The organism is Blautia parvula (genome assembly GCF_020215665.1).
GTDB lineage: Bacteria > Bacillota > Clostridia > Lachnospirales > Lachnospiraceae > Blautia > Blautia celeris.
Map to the genome: position 1 here is coordinate 3,131,900 of NZ_CP084061.1, position 19,398 is coordinate 3,151,297.

General features: G+C 47.3%; 18 protein-coding genes. 2 read left to right on the forward strand and 16 right to left on the reverse strand.

Annotated elements, in window-relative coordinates:
- Positions 1-13: 13 nt before the first annotated feature.
- From LC508_RS14550 to LC508_RS14560, 3 genes are all read right to left on the reverse strand, one after another.
- Positions 14-1,519 carry a carboxylesterase/lipase family protein gene (locus LC508_RS14550; protein ID WP_118593787.1) on the reverse strand — a complete coding sequence of 502 codons (1,506 nt, stop codon included), beginning with the start codon at positions 1,517-1,519 and terminating at the stop codon, positions 14-16.
- A 145-nt stretch (positions 1,520-1,664) separates the two neighbouring features.
- On the reverse strand, positions 1,665-2,684 hold the full coding sequence (locus LC508_RS14555; protein ID WP_033139217.1) for a LacI family DNA-binding transcriptional regulator: 1,020 nt from the start codon (positions 2,682-2,684) through the stop codon (positions 1,665-1,667).
- Positions 2,685-2,901: 217 nt separating this feature from the next.
- Positions 2,902-3,129 (reverse strand): small, acid-soluble spore protein, alpha/beta type, encoded by a 228-nt coding sequence (locus tag LC508_RS14560; RefSeq protein ID WP_033139216.1) that lies wholly within the window; start codon positions 3,127-3,129, stop codon positions 2,902-2,904.
- A gap of 199 nt (positions 3,130-3,328) precedes the next feature.
- Here LC508_RS14560 and LC508_RS14565 point away from each other — a divergent pair, with 199 nt between their 5' ends.
- Positions 3,329-4,156, forward strand: coding sequence for a CAP domain-containing protein (locus tag LC508_RS14565; protein ID WP_054352031.1), 828 nt, complete (start codon positions 3,329-3,331; stop codon positions 4,154-4,156).
- A gap of 106 nt (positions 4,157-4,262) precedes the next feature.
- Here the strand turns inward: LC508_RS14565 and LC508_RS14570 are convergent, their stop codons facing one another.
- The 4 genes from LC508_RS14570 to LC508_RS14585 all read right to left on the reverse strand — a co-directional run bounded on the left by LC508_RS14570 (position 4,263) and on the right by LC508_RS14585 (position 6,478).
- Positions 4,263-4,451, reverse strand: coding sequence for a PspC domain-containing protein (locus LC508_RS14570; RefSeq protein WP_033139214.1), 189 nt, complete (start codon positions 4,449-4,451; stop codon positions 4,263-4,265).
- A gap of 64 nt (positions 4,452-4,515) precedes the next feature.
- Entirely contained in the window at positions 4,516-5,385 is an 870-nt protein-coding gene (locus LC508_RS14575) for a DUF4097 family beta strand repeat-containing protein (RefSeq protein WP_103732719.1), read from the reverse strand.
- Positions 5,382-6,158 (reverse strand): DUF1700 domain-containing protein, encoded by a 777-nt coding sequence (locus tag LC508_RS14580; protein ID WP_103732718.1) that lies wholly within the window; start codon positions 6,156-6,158, stop codon positions 5,382-5,384. The genes LC508_RS14575 and LC508_RS14580 overlap by 4 nt, the downstream gene beginning before the upstream one ends.
- On the reverse strand, positions 6,155-6,478 hold the full coding sequence (locus tag LC508_RS14585; RefSeq protein WP_033139211.1) for a PadR family transcriptional regulator: 324 nt from the start codon (positions 6,476-6,478) through the stop codon (positions 6,155-6,157). Before LC508_RS14585 ends, LC508_RS14580 begins: the two co-directional genes overlap by 4 nt.
- A 997-nt stretch (positions 6,479-7,475) precedes the next feature.
- On the opposite strand from LC508_RS14585, the gene LC508_RS14590 reads away from it, so the two are divergent.
- Positions 7,476-8,075 carry a DUF4230 domain-containing protein gene (locus LC508_RS14590; RefSeq protein WP_103732717.1) on the forward strand — a complete coding sequence of 200 codons (600 nt, stop codon included), beginning with the start codon at positions 7,476-7,478 and terminating at the stop codon, positions 8,073-8,075.
- 177 nt (positions 8,076-8,252) lie between these two features.
- Here the strand turns inward: LC508_RS14590 and LC508_RS14595 are convergent, their stop codons facing one another.
- The 9 genes from LC508_RS14595 to LC508_RS14635 all read right to left on the reverse strand — a co-directional run bounded on the left by LC508_RS14595 (position 8,253) and on the right by LC508_RS14635 (position 19,398).
- On the reverse strand, positions 8,253-10,055 hold the full coding sequence (locus tag LC508_RS14595; RefSeq protein WP_054352025.1) for an ABC transporter ATP-binding protein: 1,803 nt from the start codon (positions 10,053-10,055) through the stop codon (positions 8,253-8,255).
- A gap of 1 nt (position 10,056) precedes the next feature.
- On the reverse strand, positions 10,057-11,793 hold the full coding sequence (locus tag LC508_RS14600) for an ABC transporter ATP-binding protein (RefSeq protein ID WP_103732318.1): 1,737 nt from the start codon (positions 11,791-11,793) through the stop codon (positions 10,057-10,059).
- Between the two features lie 92 nt (positions 11,794-11,885).
- Positions 11,886-13,580: a sensor histidine kinase gene (locus LC508_RS14605; RefSeq protein WP_158587222.1), complete on the reverse strand. Its 1,695-nt coding sequence runs from the start codon at positions 13,578-13,580 to the stop codon at positions 11,886-11,888.
- Positions 13,573-14,367: a glutaredoxin family protein gene (locus LC508_RS14610; protein ID WP_054352022.1), complete on the reverse strand. Its 795-nt coding sequence runs from the start codon at positions 14,365-14,367 to the stop codon at positions 13,573-13,575. Before LC508_RS14610 ends, LC508_RS14605 begins: the two co-directional genes overlap by 8 nt.
- A gap of 17 nt (positions 14,368-14,384) precedes the next feature.
- Positions 14,385-15,449, reverse strand: a complete 1,065-nt coding sequence (locus LC508_RS14615; RefSeq protein ID WP_103732320.1) for a glycoside hydrolase family 172 protein — start codon at positions 15,447-15,449, stop codon at positions 14,385-14,387.
- A 158-nt stretch (positions 15,450-15,607) separates the two neighbouring features.
- Positions 15,608-16,573 (reverse strand): ABC transporter ATP-binding protein, encoded by a 966-nt coding sequence (locus LC508_RS14620; RefSeq protein ID WP_103732321.1) that lies wholly within the window; start codon positions 16,571-16,573, stop codon positions 15,608-15,610.
- A 2-nt stretch (positions 16,574-16,575) separates the two neighbouring features.
- Entirely contained in the window at positions 16,576-17,541 is a 966-nt protein-coding gene (locus tag LC508_RS14625; RefSeq protein WP_103732322.1) for an ABC transporter ATP-binding protein, read from the reverse strand.
- Entirely contained in the window at positions 17,534-18,388 is an 855-nt protein-coding gene (locus LC508_RS14630) for an ABC transporter permease (protein ID WP_118593788.1), read from the reverse strand. Before LC508_RS14630 ends, LC508_RS14625 begins: the two co-directional genes overlap by 8 nt.
- Before the next feature lie 11 nt (positions 18,389-18,399).
- Entirely contained in the window at positions 18,400-19,398 is a 999-nt protein-coding gene (locus LC508_RS14635) for an ABC transporter permease (protein ID WP_103733112.1), read from the reverse strand.

A 19,398-nucleotide genomic window follows, 5' to 3' on the forward strand; every position in this document is an offset into this window, starting at 1 on the left:
TCCTCTCTTTTCTTTATTCATTCTCCAGTTCCATGAGACGCCTGCCTTCTTCCAAAAAAGGCGCAAGCAATTCATACTGTTCCCAAAGATAATCCTGTCTTATTTCCCATTCCCTGTCAATGACCATGATTTTCCTGCATCTTCTGTCGTATGCCGGCCATTTTGGTATTCTCTCATGCCATGGATTCCCATTTCTGATAAAGGCTGCCCAGGCCCCCATTAACTTCTCCGACAAAGAAATCTCTTCTTCATCCTCTTCAATATTTCCAAATATATATGGATTCATGGCGCCATGACCAGCCCGACAATGCTTTTTGTGATCATATTTGCTGAAGTAAAATACATATACATCTGTATGTACGCAAAATGCCTCCGCTAATATCAGACCAGGGACTCTGAGATATAAGTCTGACTGCAAATCCATATAAACTTCTTTTTCGGGCATGTTAACTGCCAGATTTAAATATTTTTCGATTATTTCAGGATGCCCCATAAGTTTTCCCTGATTCAGCAAGGTAACCTTCTGCCTTGTCTCATCACTGCTCAGCCCAATAAACATCTGGTCATACTCGCCCTGGCTTGTCCCCAGCATGACAGGTATTTCAGGAAATTTCCTTTTTATTGCATCTGCAAACGGATCTTCACTGACTACCATACCATCCGCCACCGGCGAAAACAATTTTCCTTCTTTTCCAGGCAATTTCGCCATATACAGTTGTTTCTGGGCCTCTAAAATCTCCTGCGGTGATAGTTCCAACAATTGTTTCAATTGTTTTGTTTGACTGATCTGAAAAAAAGTTTCTGCTGCTGCAAGACTTCTTTCTCTGGTTGTAAATCCCAAATCAGGAAAAAAAGAACTTTCACATATGGCTTTATTAAAATATTTTCTGGATTCATCCAAAAGCAAATGATGCGTTATGGCATTTGAACCTGCTGAATGGCCGAACAATGTTACATTTTCCGGGTCTCCGCCAAAAGACTCGATATTGTCATGTACCCATTTCATTGCCATTCTCTGATCTAACAAGGCAAGATTACAGCTTTCACCATATTCTCCTGAAGAATCAACGGATGACAGATTTAGCGAAGCCAAAATACCCAATCGATAATTTGGCACTACCACCAGAATGTCCCGATTTTTCCTGACCAGTTCTTCTGGTGAATACTCACTTATGTGATTATGCCCGGCAACATAAGAACCGCCATATATCCAGAATAACACTGCTTTTTTCCCTGTTTCTTTATTGCTTAGCCAAATATTCAAATACAGACAGTCTTCACTCATAGCAAGCGGCGCTGTTTTGCTGTTCTCTGTGGAAATAATCTGGATCGGTATCGGGCCGTTTTGATAGGCTTTATAGACACCTTTCATTTTATCTGGCTTTTGCGGCGCTCTCCAGCGGAGATGTCCAACCGGAGGTTTTGCAAAAGGAATCCCCAAAAAACTAATAATCCCTTTTTCATCTGCTCTTCCTTCCCATGTGCCGTCCGCTGACTTCACTACCCTGGTATCATACATGTTTTTTTCACCTACTCCTTTCAGCACAAACGTTTCAGCAAAAATTAAAAAAATAAAAAAGCCTTACTGAAACGTTTCAGCTACTAAATAAAAAATACCATACTTTTACCTGAGTTGTCAATGAGCCTTTGCATTTTCGCCAAAATTAATATTTTTCCCATCTCTTTTTTGTGCAACTTTCCCTTTCAATTAGTGTTGTCGGTAACTTTACACATGTCTGTTCCAATACATTGCTATTATTCTTTCCGGACAATATTCGTATCCCCTCCGCTGCCATCTCTTCAATAGGCATATTTGTTACAGTGATTTGCGGATAAGTGCATTTGGAAAATATGGCATTTCCATGAGACATCACCTTCACCTGCCGTCCGATTTCACCTCTGTGAAAGCTCAGCCAATTAACACCGCCTGCCGCCATAATATCCATAAGATAATACAGACCATCCACCTTCGGATAATCCCGGACAGCCTCCATGGCAGCCTTCATTCCGCCCTCTATGGAATACTCATATTCTTTATCCTGAATGTAAACATTCACCCCCAAATCCATACACCGCTGCTGAAAGTTAGTAACTCTCCCTTCCGCATCATCCATGAACTTAACCCGCTGAATGACAACTATTTCTTTACATCCACAGTCAGCCATGTGTTCTGCAGCTATTATTCCGATTTTTTCATCATCAATAATCACAGAGTTAAACTTCTCCGATTTTACAAAAACAACCATAGGAATACTAAAATCCTGCTTTTCCGCATATTCCACATCCTTCATATTGACGCCAAGCCAAATGGCTCCGCTGCAATAAGATTTTTTCAGATAATTGCACGCATCTGCCAACGTATGATGATTATAAGGATAAATGACAATCTCAAAGGATAATTTTTCTTTCTCTCTGGCCTCCTGAACCCCGCTCATAAAGCGTTCCAACAGATTAGAATTTGCTCTCTCATTCCACAGCACCGCATACGTCGGACTGAATGCCTGACCAGTCTTCAGTTTCTTCGCCTGCATGTTTGGCCTGTAATTAAGCTCTTCAACTGCTTCCCATACTTTTTTCTGAGTCACTTCTGAGATTCTGATCTGCTCTGCTTTACCGTTTATCACATAGGAAACCGTACTCACCGATACTCCGGCCTTAGCTGCCACATCTTTTATTTTGACCATCGCATTCCCTCCATTCATTTTTCTGCCTACTCATAAAGTATAAGGGAAATTGGAAATAATAACAAGTATCTCCAGCATATAATCATAATAGGGGGCCACTATCTTATTGGTCAGGAAGGAGGCTTGCTTCTTTCCCTGCCTGACCAGAGTGGTGCCTGAAAGTTCAAAAAGCCCCAGCTAACCGCTTGGGCTAATGTTTCACTTATTTGGGGGCATTTTAAAAATGCTTGATACCCCCATTTGATGTATCCTCTGCATTTTTGCTCTCACGTTTTCTTCTTGTCATAATGCCGCCGATCCGGCCTGTCTCTTTGGCAGAAAGACTCTTCCATCCTGACTCCAAAACCTGGTCAAGAAGGCCCAGCTCCTCTGCTATTTCATATTTCAGCATCTCATCACGGGGAATCTTATTCAGATCAATCTTCTCATCATTTTTCTTATTCATGAAAAGTCACACTCCTTTATAAATAATTAAAGTCTCTTTCAAGTATGACCTGTTCTTTTCTTTTTAAACAAATTTGACCCAAAATGTTTATCTGCTCCGTGATATTCCAGATGTTCCCTGTTTCTTTCCCGGTGAAAACGTGTTACCATTCTTTTCGTAACAATTACATAACATTTTCGTAACAATTAAGGAGGTCTCTATGAAACATAAAATATTACCAGGTTTTCTTGCGCTGGCTGTTGTCAGCGCCATGGGAATGGCTACGGCCACTGTGCAGGCTGCCGGCATTGAAGATGTAAAGCAAAATCTGCAGGGCAAGGGTATCATTGTAGCCGGAAATGTCTCCAATCTGGACGAATTAAAGCAAAAGTTGGAAAGCATGGGAATTGACTGTTCTATCCCCGGCTGGCTGGAATCCCTCTGCCCGGAACTCCCGGGAATCGGACAGCCGGGAGACCCGGATACTCCGGACAACAACCAGCCGGAAAACCCAAGTGTCCCGGATGACAACCAGCCAGAAAATCCGGGCACTCCGGACAATAACCAGCCAGAAAACCCGAGCACTCCGGACGGCAGCCAACCGGAAAATCCGGGTACTCCGGACAACAACCAGCCAGAAAATCCAAGTGTCCCGGATACTGACACAGAAAACGCCAGTTTTGTCCGGCAGGTAGTAAATCTTGTCAACCAGGAGCGTGCCAAAGCTGGCCTGTCACCTGTAACAGCTGACACTTCCATCCAGGCTGCCGCTCAGGTCAGAGCAAAAGAGATTGAGAAGTCCTTCTCACACACCCGTCCTGACGGAAGCTCCTTCAGCACTGCTCTGACCCAGCAGGGTGTCACTTACCGCGGCTCAGGCGAAAATATTGCATGGGGTCAGAAAACCCCGGAACAGGTTATGAACGGCTGGATGAACAGCGATGGCCACAGAGCCAACATCCTCAACAAAAACTTCACAAAAATAGGCGTAGGCTACCACCAGAACGCCTCCGGTACCAATTACTGGACCCAGTTATTCACTTACTAAAACACACACAATCATAAGTACACACACCACACATAAAAATACAGAGGCTGCAGTGTTCCCCCACTGCAGCCTCTGTATCTTTATATTTGTCTCTTGTCGCTTTTCTTTATTTTGGAATTATAATTGAGGCAATAATGTACGCCACAATTCCGGTCCATACCATTCCAAAGCAGGAAAGGATTACCCATGCAAGCCTTACCAGCGTAGGATCAATATTGAAATACTCCGCAATCCCTCCGCATACTCCTGTCAGCATATAATTTGTAGATGACCTATACAATCTCTTATCAGACATAACCATTCTCCTTTCATCTGAAAACATTTTCTATTTATCTATTCCTGTCACCGGTTCCCGCAAATCATTCCCCGTTTTCAAATAGTATATCCACACTGCCCATTCCGCACTCTATCTCCAAATATTTCGGAGCATTGCTGTCACCAGTCCTCAGGGAACTGACGCCGCTGTGAGATTCGCTGCCCACATTGACGGACCCTAAGCCACAGTCTATATCTGTGCTGTAATCCTGGCGTTTTCCCGCTAATCTGGCGTTTACCGTGCCCATTCCGCAGTCCAGGGAACCTGTATTGAATTCTATAAAGGCAATATCCATTGTTCCCATACCTGCTCCCAGTTCTGCTTCATCGGCCCTGATGATTCCGGTAGTCTCCGCACTGCCTGCCCCTACATACATAGTAAGCTTTTCTGCCTCTAAATCCTGAACCTCCAACGCTCCTGCCCCGATATGGAGTTCTGCTTCCTCAAACTTTTTGTCTTTCGGAATCTCAATCTGAATCGGATATTTTTCTATAGAGCGTCTGCGGTAGGATCTTTCTACGGAGAGCCGGCCGTCATCTTCGTCAAAATTCACCTTATCCTTATTGGAATAGACTCTGACGCGTATCTTATCCTTGTCTGAAGAACGGATCACGGAAACATAAGCATATTTTGTATCCACATCCAGTTCCCTTACCTGGTCTGCGTCAAATTCAAACTCCTTATCCGCTTCTCCTTTCAGCGTATCTTTAATATTGTCGAGAGATTCTGTAAATTCATAATCATTGTCATAACGCATCCAGCTTTTAAAAGGAATCCAGTTAATTCCATTCTCTGCAGCCGTTGCCACCCCTTCCCAGGTAGCCCCCATAACGAGGCCCGATAAAAACAGGGCACCTCCCACAACCGCCAGCACTAATGCTGTGATCAGACAGAATTTCGTAAACTTTTTCATGAATGGTCACCTCCCCTTATTCCTCTGTGCACAATCCTCTGGATCAAATCTATGACCCAGCGGAACACAGCCGGTACCACCTTAACCACAACCAGGACAAATACCAATATCAGCAGAATCCCAATGGCTGACAACATAATTCCCGCACCGGAAAAAGCCAATGCCACCGCAGGATTCCCCAACATATGAATCAGTGCATAAACCACCATGGCAATACCGCCGCCCAGCAGCCCTACGCCGCATCCCAGGATTCCTGCAAAGATTCCGAGCAAACCAAGCAGCAGTCCGAAAGGTACGCCGAGAATTCCAATACCGATTCCTCCCACCACCGGGACAGCAATGATGACACATATGATAATGATGCCCCACATAAGCCCGCTTCTGTTTCTCTGGTGCTTTGCCGAACCGTAGCCGTGTCTGCTGTAGGGGCCGTTATATCCGTTCCCCTCCTGCTGTCTCTGTTCCTCTTTGTCTGTGTTTTCCTTTTTCGTATCTGCACCTGCGCGTTCCGGCATATCCCTGTCATCAAATATCCCGTCGCTGTATCCGGTCTCCGTGTATTCTCCGTACTCCTTGCGGCTCCCTCCCAGGTCGGCCTTGATAATGGCAGCCACCTTGCCGGGACTTCCCAATTCCTGAATGACAGAGGATTCGTTTTCAGCCCCTGCATCATCAAAATAATTATTGTAGAATTCCAGTGCTTCCTCTCTCTCCTGCACCGGAATATCCCAAAGCAGCCGTTCCAGCTGCGCTAAAAATTCCCTTCGACTCATTTTGGTATCCCTCCCTCGAACAATCTGGAAATTTTTGTGGAATAGTTTTTCCACTCTGTCTTATAAAGATTCAGCTGTGCCATACCTCTCTCTGTCAGCTTATAGTATCTTCGGTTCCTGCCCCCGTACTCCTGATCGTAAGTCTCCAGGCATTCATCCTTCTGAAGCCTTCTGAGTACCGGATACAGTGTGGATTCGGATACCTCCAAAACCTGCCGTACATCCTGGGTGATCTTATACCCGTATGTGCCGTCCGCCTCCTTGGAGACAACCGCCAGTACAATTGCATCCAGCAGCGCGGCGCCTGTATTAAAAACCATATGCTCACTTCCTTTTCTATATATAAGCCGTCTGCACTGCCAACGGCCGACTCCCGATATGATACTGTAATGCTTCGGGATATTTAGGATTTGTATAATATTATATTTTTTACAATACTATTTTATATTTAATACTATACGCTATATAATATAGTTTTGTCAATAGTATTATATGAAAAATATTTATTCCAGCTGTTGGGATATGGAAGATTGTATCGCAGCAATGATTTTACCTGTAATTCTCATTCAATATTTCGGCCTTATATGTATTATGGACATATGAAAATTGGGTTTTTTCTCAATTTACCACTAATTTCTCTCACTACGTTCTATTCTATCTGTAATCCTAAAGGCATAAGTCCGCTTTTCTTCCTTTTTTACCTATAAATCCCCACACTTCGTTACACTCTATCTGTATTCCTAAAGGCCCAAGCACACTTTTCTTCCTTTTTTACCTATAAATCCCCACACCATGTTACACTCTATCTGTATTCCTAAAGGTCCAAGCACACTTTTCTTCCATTTTACCTATAAATCCCTACATCATGTCACATGCAATCTGCATTCCTGCAAATTCTCCTGGCTCCTCTCCTGTTCAGGAAATATTCTCATAAAATAATCACTCTTATATATATTCCTAATGTCCTAATTCAAACATCTCCTGATTTTACCATTGCTTTTTCCATACTCACGTTTTCCAACCGGCAATCATTTCTCAGGTTACATTTCACTCCGCACCCAGCAACATACTTCGCAATGCAAAGGTATGGAACATTCTGCTCCATACCATACTGGCTGTCCCGGGATTTTCATGCCTTCGGCCTGAAAACAGCTCGTCAAACAGTGAGCGTGAGCAGCGACTTTCCCAGAACATCATTTACCCGAACCTGTTACTTTTCCTTTTCAAACGTCGGAAAAAGACGTATAATGTAGAAAACAGCACTGTATACAAGCTGCTCAACAGCAATACTGAATATCAAAAAATACGGAGGTAAGAATGAAAAATAAAATAGCAAGGGTAATCGGCGTAATCTGTGTCCTGATACTGGTAATCTTCGGTATTTTCCTGGGACGATACTGGGAGGGGCGCAAATATCAAAAGGCAGACATCTCTGTTTCCGCTATCACTGCCCGCTTGACCCAGGCCAGCGACTTAGCCACAGCGCGCCTGGAATACAGGGGACTTATCCGCTATGAAGCCGGAGAAATCCGTTTTATCACCCAGAAAGGCTTCACCATGATCTACAATGCCCATATCAAGGCAGGCATTGACCTCTCCAAAGCAAAGGTGGACGTATCCGGCGAAACCATCACTGTGACACTTCCAAAGGCAGAGATTCAGGATATCACCATTGACCCTGACAGCCTGGAGTTCTACGATGAGAAAATAGCGCTATTCAATCCTCAGAACAAGGAAGACACCGTAACCGCACTGCAGGCAGCCAAGGAGGACGCAGAAAAAAATGCCGCTGACAGCGAACTGCTGACAACGGCAAATGAACAGGCCCAGCGTCTGATCCAGGAATTGCTCGCACCTGTAACAAAGGACAGTGAAAAGGAATACACCATTGTATTCAACGAACCGTCCGAGAACTGAGCTAATATCAAAAATACATAAAAATGTAAAAACGGGCCGGGAGAATATGGCAATTCTCCCGGCCCGCCTTTGTATTCTATGCCTGCAGCCGCTGTAACAATTCCCGGAAGACGAACGGCTGCGTACATGCCCATTAAAAACCGCTTCGCACTGGGCCGGATGGCTGCCGACACCGGTTCAGCGCTGTGAATGTGCAGACCTGCCTGAACCGTTATCCGCCATGTCCTGTCCGGACAGAAACTGGCTGTTATACAGTCTGGCATAGAAACCGTTTTTCTCAAGCAGTGATCTGTGATCTCCCTGCTCCACAATATTTCCGTTATTCATTACCAGGATCACATCCGCCTCCCGGATGGTGGACAGGCGGTGTGCCACAATAAAGCTGGTCCTGCCCTGCATCATCTTTGCAAATGCCTCCTGAATGTGCATCTCTGTTCTGGTATCAATGGAGGATGTAGCCTCATCCAGAATCAGCATGGGCGGCAGGCAGAGCATAACCCTGGTAATACACAGAAGCTGCTTCTGCCCCTGGGACAGCCCGCCGCCGTCCTCTGTGATCTCTGTGTCATAGCCCTTGGGAAGACGTTTGATAAAACTGTGCGCATGGGAGGCTTTGGCTGCGGCTTTGATCTCTTCCTCCGTGGCGTCCGGTTTGCCCATTGTGATATTATCCCGGATGGTGCCTGTTCTGAGCCAAGTATCCTGGAGCACCATTCCATAGGACCCCCGCAGGCTTTTTCTGGTAATACTGCGGATATCCCGGCTGCTGACACGGATACTGCCGCTGTCCACATCATAAAAACGCATCAGCAGATTGATGATAGTAGTCTTTCCGCAGCCGGTGGGTCCCACAATTGCCACTCTCTGCCCCGGCTGCACATGGAGATTAAAATCCTGCACCAGCTTTATCTCCGGTGAATAGGAAAAATATACATGCTCCAGATCCACCTTCCCATCTGTATGTTCCAGATTCTCAGCATGATCCGGTTCCGGTGTCTGAGGCTCCTCCTCTATGAGCGCAAATATGCGGGAAGCGCATGCCAGCGCATTCTGAAGCTCTGTCACCACGCCTGAAATCTCGTTGAAAGGTTTTGTATACTGGTTGGCATAGCTTAAAAAACAGGAAAGCTGCCCCACAGTTATCCCGCCGTTTATAACCGACAGTGCCCCTACCAGCCCGACTCCGGCATAAACAAGACTGTTGACAAACCGTGTACAGGGATTTGTCAAAGACGAAAAGAAAATAGCTTTCAAGGAACAGTCTGCCAGCTTTTCATTGATCTCATCAAAATGTTCCAGAGCTTCCTCCTCATAATTGAATGCCTGCACCACCTTCTGTCCGCCTATCATTTCCTCCACAAGCGCAGTCTGCTCTCCGCGGGCCTCTGACTGCTGCTTGAACATAACGAAAGTCCTCTTTGCAATGAAATTTGCCACAAAAAGGGACAGCGGTGTGATCAGAACCACCACCAATGTAATGCCCATATCTCTGGTGAGCATAAAAAGCAGGGTACCCAGAATCGTGATCACACCGGTAAATAGCTGGGTAAATCCCATTAAAAGTCCGTCTGAGAACTGGTCCACATCCGCTATGACACGGCTTACCACCTCACCGTAGGAGTGGTCATCCATGTATTTAAGCGGCAGGATCTGTATTTTCTGAAATGCCCGGTTCCTCACATCCTGTACTGTGTGGTAGGCGATTTTATTGTTGCTCACATTCATGATCCACTGCGCCAGGGCTGTGAGCAGAATGACGATCCCGATTTTCTGCAGAGTGCCGAACACATGGACAAAGTCAACTTTTCCCTTGTCGATAATGTAGTCAATGGCCTCTCCTGTGAGAATAGGCACATACAGAGTCAGAACCACAGTCACCGCCGCTGCCGCAATGGACAGAATCAGAAACGGCCAGTAATGGCGGACATATTTTAATACCTTCAGAAGTGTTTCCTTCTGCGCTGATTTTTTCTTGTCCATATTATGCCTCCTCCTGTCTGCTCTCAAACTGTGATTCATAGATTTCCCTGTACACGCTGCAGGTCTCCAGAAGTTCTCCGTGACTGCCGGCCCCTGCCAGACGGCCGTCCTCCATAACAAGGATCAAATCCGCATACATGACAGAGGAAGCCCTCTGGGATACAATGAATACTGTCATCCTGTCCTTCAGATTTCCTATGGCCTGACGTAGCCTGGCGTCTGTGGCAAAGTCAAGGGCTGAGGCACTGTCATCCAGGATCAGGATCTCAGGATTTTTGACCAGGGCTCTGGCAATGGTGAGGCGCTGTTTCTGTCCGCCGGAGAGGTTCTTACCACCCTGCACCACCTCTGTGTCCAGGCCGTCCTCCTTCTTATCCACAAATTCCTTTGCCTGGGAGATTTCCAGCGCGCGCCACAGCTCTTCGTCGGATGCCCCCCGGTTTCCCCAGAGGAGATTTTCCCGGATAGTCCCTTTAAAAAGGGTTGCCTTCTGCAGGACCATCCCCACCTTCTGTCTGAGCTCATGGATGGGATAGTTCCTCACATCCACGCCGTTTACCCGTACTTCACCTGCCGTGACGTCATAGAACCTGGGGATCAGGTGTACGAGAGATGATTTTCCGGAACCGGTACCGCCAATGATACCGATGGTCTGTCCCTTTTCCGCCTTAAAATCAATGTCTGTCAGGGATTCCTCCCCGGCATTTTTATACGTAAGTCCCACATGGCGAAATTCTACAGACGGGCTGCCGGTTTTGGCCTTTTCCGGGGATTTTCTGTCTGCGTCCTGCATACTGGACTGTATTTCCAGGACACTCTCCACGCGGTTTGCACAGGCAAGTGCTTTGGTGATGGTGATGATCAGGTTCGCCAGCTTGATCAGCTCCACCAGGATCTGGGACATATAATTTACCAGGGCGATAAGCTGGCCCTGAGTGATATACCCTGTATCCACGCGGATGGCGCCTGTCCACAGCAGAACCACCAGGGCACCGTTGATGATCACGTATGTCATGGGATTCATCAGACCTGATATTTTCCCCACGTGCTTCTGCATTGCAGTGAGTGTATCATTGCTGACTTCAAAGCGTTCCTTCTCTTCCTCTTCCTTATTAAATGCACGGATAACCCTTACGCCGGTCAGATTCTCCCTGGTAATTCCCAGTACCCGGTCCAGGGCGGCCTGTGTCTTCTTATACAGAGGAATGGTGATCAGCATGATACCAAATACTACCACAGAGAGCAGGGGAATCGTCACCACAAAGATAAGCGCCGCCTTTACGTCAATGGTAAACGCCATGATCATAGCGCCGAACACAATGCACGGCGAGCGGAGGAACAGACGCAGAACCATATTGACTCCATTCTGCACCTGGTTGATATCACTTGTCATCCTGGTGATCAGAGTGGAGGTACCCATGGTATCCATTTCTGTAAAAGAAAGCCCCTGGATATGGGAAAATAACGCGTGCCGCAGCTTTGTGGAAAATCCCACTGCCGCCTTTGCGGCAAAATACTGTGCCGTGGCGGAGCACACAAGTCCGATAATGCCCAGGCTTACCATGAGCAGGCACATGATGGTCACATAATGCTTGTCTCCGTTTCCGATGCCCCGGTCAATGATCCTGGCCATAACAAGAGGCACCAGCAGTTCAAAGGATGCTTCCAGAAGTTTGAACAGGGGTGCCAGGACAGACTCTTTTTTATAGTCTTTCATATAAATCAGCAGTTTTCTCATGATGTTCTCCTACCGGTAATTTATTTTCTTTCTTATCTTATCACCTCTTTCGTGGAATGACAAACCTTTCCTCCAATAAAAATAACCTGCTGCTATCTGATATATTCCGGCACAGGCACATCCTTGAGTATTCTGACAGTGACTTTTGTTCCCCACCCTTCTCTGCTGTAGATGGAGACACCGCAGTCCTCCCCGTAGGTGCTCTTTACCATAGCCTTCACAAGACGTACCCCAAATCCGCCGTTATCTCCTGTATCGTCCTGAAGCAGGCGGCGGGTGGTCTCCTGCGGCATCCCTTTTCCATTGTCCCAGACTTCAAAAACCAGGTAATCCCCCTCCTGTCTGAGGCTCACACGAAGCTGCCCTTCCTGTTCATCCATACCATACTTAATAGCATTTTCCACCAGTGGCTGAATCAGCAGTTTGGGCATCTCACATTCTGAAAGCTCCTTGGGAATGTCGATCTCATACTGCAGCTTTTCGTTAAGAAGCAGCCTCTGGAATGACAAATAGGAAGACAGGTATCTCATATCCTCCTGCACTGTAACAAATTCCTTTTTGTGGTTGACACAATACCGCAGAATGTCCGCAAGGGTTGCCACCACATCGGCAATCTCATACTCATTTTTCAGAACCATCTTCCAGTAGATCATATCAAAGGCGTTATAGAGAAAATGAGGATTCAGTTTTGATTTGAGTGCCAGCATTTCCAGCTTATAGTAGTTGTTGCGCTGTCTCTGCACCGTATGGAGCAGTTCCTTGATGCGCACAAGCATATAATTGAAACTGTCGATGATCATGCCGAATTCATCCTGCTTCTTGCGCTCCATAGTAAAATCCAGCTCTCCGTTCTGTATCCGCTCCATGCCGTACAGGAGCTGTTTTACCGGCCTTAGAAAAGACTTGAAAATGGTGAGGGCTATGATTCCAACCAGAAGAGCTATGCACACAAAGACAATGATCAGTATCGGGATGATCTTATTCAGTTCCTGTGTGACGGCTGTACTTTCCAGAATCCCGCACAGGTTCCATCCAAAGCTTCCCAGGGGGTAGGCTACATGATGTTCCTCTGCCTCCTGCGCTGGTGCCTTCACATATTTTCCGATCAGGCTTTTGTCCTCTGTAAACAGAATGCGTCCGTCAGCATCTGTCAGCAGCATTTTCTCCTGGCGGCTTTTATTCTTAGCTGTAAATAGTGTCTCGAAACTCTCCTGTGTAAACTGGACGACCAAAAGCCCGTAAACCACATCCCCGTCATGAATATAGCTTACGGCCTCCATCATACGCGGCTCCCCCTGGGGATACCGCCACAGGATATTTCCGTGGGGAAACTCCTGGTATTTTTCCAGATATATCCTGTATGGCTCTTCTGTCTCAAATACCGCGTTTCTGTAAAAACAGTTGATCGGCTCATAATCCTCTGTATAGACATAGACATTTTCCGCCATATTGAGATTTCTCTCCCGCAGAGCCTCCCGCACAATACGCACCTCTGTCATGGAAAAATTATCTCTGCCGGACATAAGCCCGGACAGATAATTTTTCACCCACTGGTTCTCTGAGATTCCCAGTATCAGATCCTCCATCTGCCCTGCCTCCTGGCTGCATCTCTCAGAGACCTGGTACACGGTATTTTCAAAGAGCAGGTTTGTCTTCTCTGTCATGATCTTCACTGTCCGGTAATACAGGATGCTGAAAAGAATGCAGATAAAGATACCGCCTGTCAGGAAGATCAAAATTGTCTTGATCCACAAGGTTCTGGGTCTGTTCAGCTTTAATTTACTCATAGTCTTTCGGCACCTCTGTCCTGATCTCCCCGTCTGTGTCATAATGCTCAAAATAATTCCTGATCTCTTCCATGCCGATGAGACATTCACCATTTACCACAATGGTGGGCACCCACAGAGATTCCTGTTCCCTGCCGTAGAGAATATAAAACTTTTTCAGCATCTCCCAGCTTCCCGGTTCCCCACTGCCCACAGGGTAAAAGTCGAATTTTTCATACAGCTTTTTGTCCAGCTCCTCATTTCTGCCGTCCAGCCATTCTTTTGCCTCCCGGCAGTCCGGACATCCGTCCATGGTAAAGAATACGATCCGGGGGATCTCACGGCTTCCCATATGCGTTTCCCTGTGGATTCCCAGCAGGTATCCCAGTTTCTTCTGCCAGGCCCCTTCCTCCGCAATGGCAGATAACAGCTTAGCCTCCACCTCATCTTCCCCCAGCAGCATGGTGCTGCCCACAAAAACCACGGGGTAGGTCATCTCAGAGGGTTCACTGGCAGTCTGCATGGCTTTTGTAAGGTTACTCCTGTAAAACGAATAGAGAACATTATAAATCTTCAGCTCAACCTGATCTCTCACTCCACCTTCCTCCAGCACGGATTCCATCTTGATCCTGTACTGCCGTTCACCGGTACACGCATTGCAGGGATGGTCCGTCACAGAACATCCCCCGCACTGGTCATATATGTAGCACGATACAGGAACCGGTATCCTGCTTATTTTCCTCACAGCACATGCCCCTCCTGCAAGCAGCAGCAAAAGTACAGCTCCAAAAACCATTTTTCTCTTCAATACCGGTTCCTCCTGTCTTAAATGATCTCCAGATCGTCCCTGTTCCCAAGCACGGAACCGCTGGACACCGGTTTGTCCTGATACCAGTAGGCCACAGATGAGATATCATCCTGCAGCGGCAGATACCTGCCGCCCGAACGCCAGCCCAGTGCCTGAATTGTAACCTTCAGATCCGTATCAAAATATACCGGATCTGTAATATGCCAGCGGTACATACTGAACCTCTGCTGTGTTTTGTAAGCACCGTCCGTATTGGTTATTTTGGACAGCCCTGCATACGGGGTACAGTACGGCCGGTAAACCCCGTCCACCTCAAAGTCATAAGCTCCGCAGAAATAATCTTCTGTCCCTGTTCCGCAGATGGTCGGATATTCCCGGTCGCCGTCCATGAAGAACTTGATCTCGCCCTCTCCCCACCATCCGTTGTTATTGACACCCCAGAACATATATGTTCCCACATATTGTCCTTTTCCCTTCACTCCATCCAGGATGGTGTAGTCTTCTTTATACGGAAGAGGATTGGTACGGCGGTACTGTGCATGAAAATAGCCGTATCCTTCTTCCAGTTCCCGAAGCTGGTAATCAATCTGGTAATACACGATCACAGGTTCCTCTGCCAGATTTTCCAATGTCATGCGGCAGCCTTCGTAAAACGGCATGTCCCAATAACAGTTCAGTCCTCTGCGCGGATTTACACAAACCGCAAGGGAGGTGAGCTGCTCATACTGCTGTTCATCCGCGCTTGCAAAAAAATCCCCAAGCGGAGCCTCCACAGACGGGAACTCCTGCTTATCCCAGTAGATTCTCAAAACCAGAGTCCTGTTCTGCATACTGCTGGTGGTCACCCAGATGTGCTTTACCATCCCCTGCCCGCTGATATCTGCCAGGGTAAATGTCTTTCCCGGCTCAATCTGAACAGACGGCGAAACTTTCCACCCCCTGCCCAAATCCCTTGCGCAGGAAGCGCCGGTCCCTTCCACTGCCTGCCCTCCGGCCCCCTTCTCTCCCGTAAAGTTTTCAGGACTGACAGAACGTGTCCTGATATTTCGCATTTTACTTAAACTGCTCATATCTCCAATCATGTTTTTCTCTTCCTTCGTAACTGTTCAGTGCCCTCACAATCACGAGCAAAAATCCATGCAGAATCGCCTGTGGCGATGGGATTTTTGCCTGACTGCGGAACGTTTTCTTACGGTCATCGCAGTAAATGTGCAGACCTGCTGAATCGTTACTTCCTTTCTTATTTTTCATAGCGGTAACATAAAACCGTATGCCCGTCTTCCATGGGATACATAGACGGACTTTTCTGCCTGCATTTCTCTGTGGCATATCTGCACCGGGAAGCAAATTTACAGGCAGTGGCAGCAAACTCCTTCGTTTCCAGGTCAGGCAGCACCATATCCTGATCCCATTTTCTTCCCACAACAGGAATAGACTCCTGCAGAAGCTCTGTGTAGGGATGGCCCGGATTCTCTAAAATAGATTTTGCTTTTCCGAATTCAATAAGATTCCCCCTGTACATGGTGGCTATATAGTCACTCACATAGTAAGCTGTGGAAAGGTCGTGTGTAATGTAAATAAAATTTACATGGTAGTCATTTTTCAGCTTCTTAAAAAGGTTTACAATGTTCATTCTCAGGGAGGCATCGATCATAGCCACCGGCTCATCCGCCACGATCAGCTTTGGCCTCGTGATCAATGCCCTGGCAATGGAAATACGCTGCAGCTCTCCCCCTGAAAACTGATTTGGGAATTTCCCCTGGACATGTTCCATATTAAGCCCCACCTCTGCAAGGGTTTCCCGGATTTTTTTGGCAGCCTCTTCTTTTGACCTGATTCCTCCCAGATTACAGGCTGTCTCGTACAAATAGCTGTCCACGGTTCTCCTGGCGCTGAAAGCGGTAAACGGATTCTGGAAAATAGGCTGCACCATCCTTCTGAATTCCTTTTTTCTCTTGTCGTACACAGAAAGATTTTCACCTCCCAGGGAAATATTCCCGCTCCCTGCCTCCAAAAGCTTTAAAACCATTTTTGCCAGAGTACTTTTCCCGCTTCCCGATTCCCCCACAATAGCCATGATCCAGGGTTTGTCTGAATGGATATCCAGGTTCACATGGTCCACAGCAACAATGTTGGTGCCGAAAATCATTCCGCCTATTTTAAAAGATTTCGTCAGATCCTGAATGGATAAATTATAGTTTTCCATGGCTACCTCCTTTTGTCTGCCAGCAGATGACAGCTTGCCTGATGCCGTTCCCCTACCGATACGGATGCAGGCTGTTCTCTGCGGCACCTGTCCGCCGCATAGGGACAGCGGGGGGCGAACCTGCATCCCTTTGGCGGATTTCTGAGACTCGGAGGCAGACCCGGTATCCCTTCCTTCTGTGTGTCATCCCCCAGCCTTGGCAGGGCTTTGATCAGCATCTGTGTATAGGGATGCTTTGGATTTCCGAATATTTCCTCTGTGGGTCCGTCCTCGATCATCTGCCCTGCATACATGATTCCCAGTCTGTCCGTGATCTGATAATGGACACCCATGTCGTGAGACACTATGACCATGGAATTCTGCAGTTTCTTCTGAACCCTTGACAACATGGTCAGAATTCCCCGCTGTACCACCACATCCAGAGCAGTAGTGGGTTCATCTGCAAGCACCAGATCCGGCCCCAGAAAGGTGGCAAGGGCAATGATGACCCTCTGCCGCATGCCGCCGCTCAGCTGATGGGGATAGGCATCCAGGACTTCGGGCGGCAGCTCCAGTTCTTTCAGATACGCTGTGATGCTCTTTTCCTGTTCTGCTTTTTTCTGTCTCTTCTCTTTCGGAATCACATCAAAGAACTGCTCCCTGACCTTTTTTACCGGGTTCATAACGTGCATGGCCCCCTGCGGCACATAGGAGATTTCCTTCCACCACTCATCTCTGATCTCTCCTGTTGTCAGCACTCTCTTTTCTTTTGAGGATTCTGTGACCAGAGATACCTTTCCCCCGCAGATCTCCAGCGGAAAACCCACCAGGTCATACATGGTTTTCAGAAGTGTGGATTTGCCGCAGCCTGACTCCCCTGCAATACCCATGATCTCATTTTTCCGAACCTCAAAACTTACATTATCCACAGAATTCACGTATCCGCTGACTGTCTCATAGCGGGCACTCACCTGTTCCATTTTAAGCATTGGTCCCCCTCCTTTTCGCCCACATCTGCTGTGCTCCTGTCATGGTGAGGAACAGACCGATGAAGATAAGTGCCGTGGATACCACCGGCGCTCCGATCCATACCCAGCGGCCTGCCAGCATGGCCTGGTGTTCATTGGCCCAGTAGATCATGGTCCCCAGTGTGGCCGTGGTATTGCTGGACATTCCGATTACGGCAAGACTGGATTCCGCAGCGATGGCCACCAGGATTGTATTGATAAAGTTTGCCAGAGACCAGTTCATGACAAACGGAAAAATCTCTTTTAATATAATCTTTCCGGTGCTCTCCCCGGAAAACAGGGCCGTGTTGATAAAATCACGTTCCTTCAGAGTCAGCGCCATGGAACGCACCTGTCTGGCCGGCCAGGGCCAGTTGAAGATCACCAGGACCACTGCCACGTAAAAAAGCGGCGCGGTCCCCTTCATCATACTGGATATGAGGATCAGTATGGGAAGCGATGGGATCACAATAAAGGAATCTGTCAGAAGGGTAATGATGCGGTCTGCCCATCCGCCCTTGAAACCTGCCAGCAATCCCATGAAAACACCGATAGCCGTAGCAAAGAATGCAACACCGATGCCTACCAGAAATGAGTTTCTGACAGAATAGGCCAGCAGCCAGAAGACATCCTGGCCAAGGCCTGTGGTTCCCAGCCAGTGCTCTGCTGTGGGATCCATATTTCTGGAATAAGACTGCCACTCCACAGGACTGACTTTACAGAAAACCGGCATGATAAATCCGATGACGAGGAAGACACAGAGCAGCACTGCTCCCATCTTCAGCCGGAAATTCCAGTATTTATTTGTTTTGTTCTTTTTTCCTGCCATTTTCTCTCCCCCTAACTATAGCGGATTCGCGGGTCCAGGAATGGATACAGCAGGTCTATGACAAAGGTTGTCAGGGCAACACTGATGACTGAAATGGTGATCGTACCCATGATCAGATTGTAGTCACTCTGCAGGATTCCCTGATAGATCAAACTGCCCAGCCCCGGAAATCCAAACAGAATCTCTGTCACAAGCGCGCCGTTGAAGATACCGCCAATCTGCAGCGCCAGATTGGTGACCTGGGGCAGCATGACATTCGGCATCACATAACGCCTCATGATACGTCCCTCGTGCAGACCTTTCAGCCTTGCAAATTTAACATATTCCTCTTCATTGGCATTGCTTACCATGGTCTTCATGCTGATGACCCACCATCCGAAACCTACCAGTATCAGAGACAGTGCCGGCAGAAAGCAGTTCCAAAGTATACTTTTGATATGTACCCAGTTAAATCCTTCCCCCTGCACAACAAAAGACAGCGGAAATACGGGAAGCAGATAACAGAAGAACATGATCAGCAGCAGTGCGAAAATGTAATATGGAATAGGATACATGAGGATCGCGATCCCTTCCAAAAACTTTGACAGGGGCTTGTCCTTACGGAAACCTGCCAGAAGTCCGATCAGGTTTCCGATCAGCCAGGATAGGACCGTGGTGGTCAGCATCAGCCCCAGTGTCCACGGCAGCGCCCTGGCGATCATCTGCATAACCGGTGTAGGATATGCGGACAGGGACGGGCCAAAGTCATGAGAAATAACCACACGTTTAAAAAAATCCAGATATTGGTGCATGACAGAACCGTCCAGGCCGAAGAGGGAATTCATGGATTCCCTCATCTGCTCGACTGCCTCCGGGCTCATGGAACCGGCATTGGACGTCATCTGTCCAATCATTGCTTCCACCGGGTCATTCGGCATGAGCCTCGGAACAAAGAAGACGGTTGTCACACCAATAAAAATCACGAGTAGAAATGTCGCGATCCTGGAGAGAAGAAATTTACCAAATTTCAT

What these genes read in the sequence shown, in the direction of transcription:
- LC508_RS14550 (WP_118593787.1), bottom strand. Translation starts at nt 1,519, where the DNA reads ATGTATGATACCAGGGTAGTGAAGTCAGCGGACGGCACATGGGAAGGA.
- LC508_RS14555 (WP_033139217.1), bottom strand. Translation starts at nt 2,684, where the DNA reads ATGGTCAAAATAAAAGATGTGGCAGCTAAGGCCGGAGTATCGGTGAGT.
- LC508_RS14560 (WP_033139216.1), bottom strand. Translation starts at nt 3,129, where the DNA reads ATGAATAAGAAAAATGATGAGAAGATTGATCTGAATAAGATTCCCCGT.
- LC508_RS14565 (WP_054352031.1), top strand. Translation starts at nt 3,329, where the DNA reads ATGAAACATAAAATATTACCAGGTTTTCTTGCGCTGGCTGTTGTCAGC.
- LC508_RS14570 (WP_033139214.1), bottom strand. Translation starts at nt 4,451, where the DNA reads ATGTCTGATAAGAGATTGTATAGGTCATCTACAAATTATATGCTGACA.
- LC508_RS14575 (WP_103732719.1), bottom strand. Translation starts at nt 5,385, where the DNA reads ATGAAAAAGTTTACGAAATTCTGTCTGATCACAGCATTAGTGCTGGCG.
- LC508_RS14580 (WP_103732718.1), bottom strand. Translation starts at nt 6,158, where the DNA reads ATGAGTCGAAGGGAATTTTTAGCGCAGCTGGAACGGCTGCTTTGGGAT.
- LC508_RS14585 (WP_033139211.1), bottom strand. Translation starts at nt 6,478, where the DNA reads ATGGTTTTTAATACAGGCGCCGCGCTGCTGGATGCAATTGTACTGGCG.
- LC508_RS14590 (WP_103732717.1), top strand. Translation starts at nt 7,476, where the DNA reads ATGAAAAATAAAATAGCAAGGGTAATCGGCGTAATCTGTGTCCTGATA.
- LC508_RS14595 (WP_054352025.1), bottom strand. Translation starts at nt 10,055, where the DNA reads ATGGACAAGAAAAAATCAGCGCAGAAGGAAACACTTCTGAAGGTATTA.
- LC508_RS14600 (WP_103732318.1), bottom strand. Translation starts at nt 11,793, where the DNA reads ATGAGAAAACTGCTGATTTATATGAAAGACTATAAAAAAGAGTCTGTC.
- LC508_RS14605 (WP_158587222.1), bottom strand. Translation starts at nt 13,580, where the DNA reads ATGAGTAAATTAAAGCTGAACAGACCCAGAACCTTGTGGATCAAGACA.
- LC508_RS14615 (WP_103732320.1), bottom strand. Translation starts at nt 15,449, where the DNA reads ATGATTGGAGATATGAGCAGTTTAAGTAAAATGCGAAATATCAGGACA.
- LC508_RS14620 (WP_103732321.1), bottom strand. Translation starts at nt 16,573, where the DNA reads ATGGAAAACTATAATTTATCCATTCAGGATCTGACGAAATCTTTTAAA.
- LC508_RS14625 (WP_103732322.1), bottom strand. Translation starts at nt 17,541, where the DNA reads ATGCTTAAAATGGAACAGGTGAGTGCCCGCTATGAGACAGTCAGCGGA.
- LC508_RS14630 (WP_118593788.1), bottom strand. Translation starts at nt 18,388, where the DNA reads ATGGCAGGAAAAAAGAACAAAACAAATAAATACTGGAATTTCCGGCTG.
- LC508_RS14635 (WP_103733112.1), bottom strand. Translation starts at nt 19,398, where the DNA reads ATGAAATTTGGTAAATTTCTTCTCTCCAGGATCGCGACATTTCTACTC.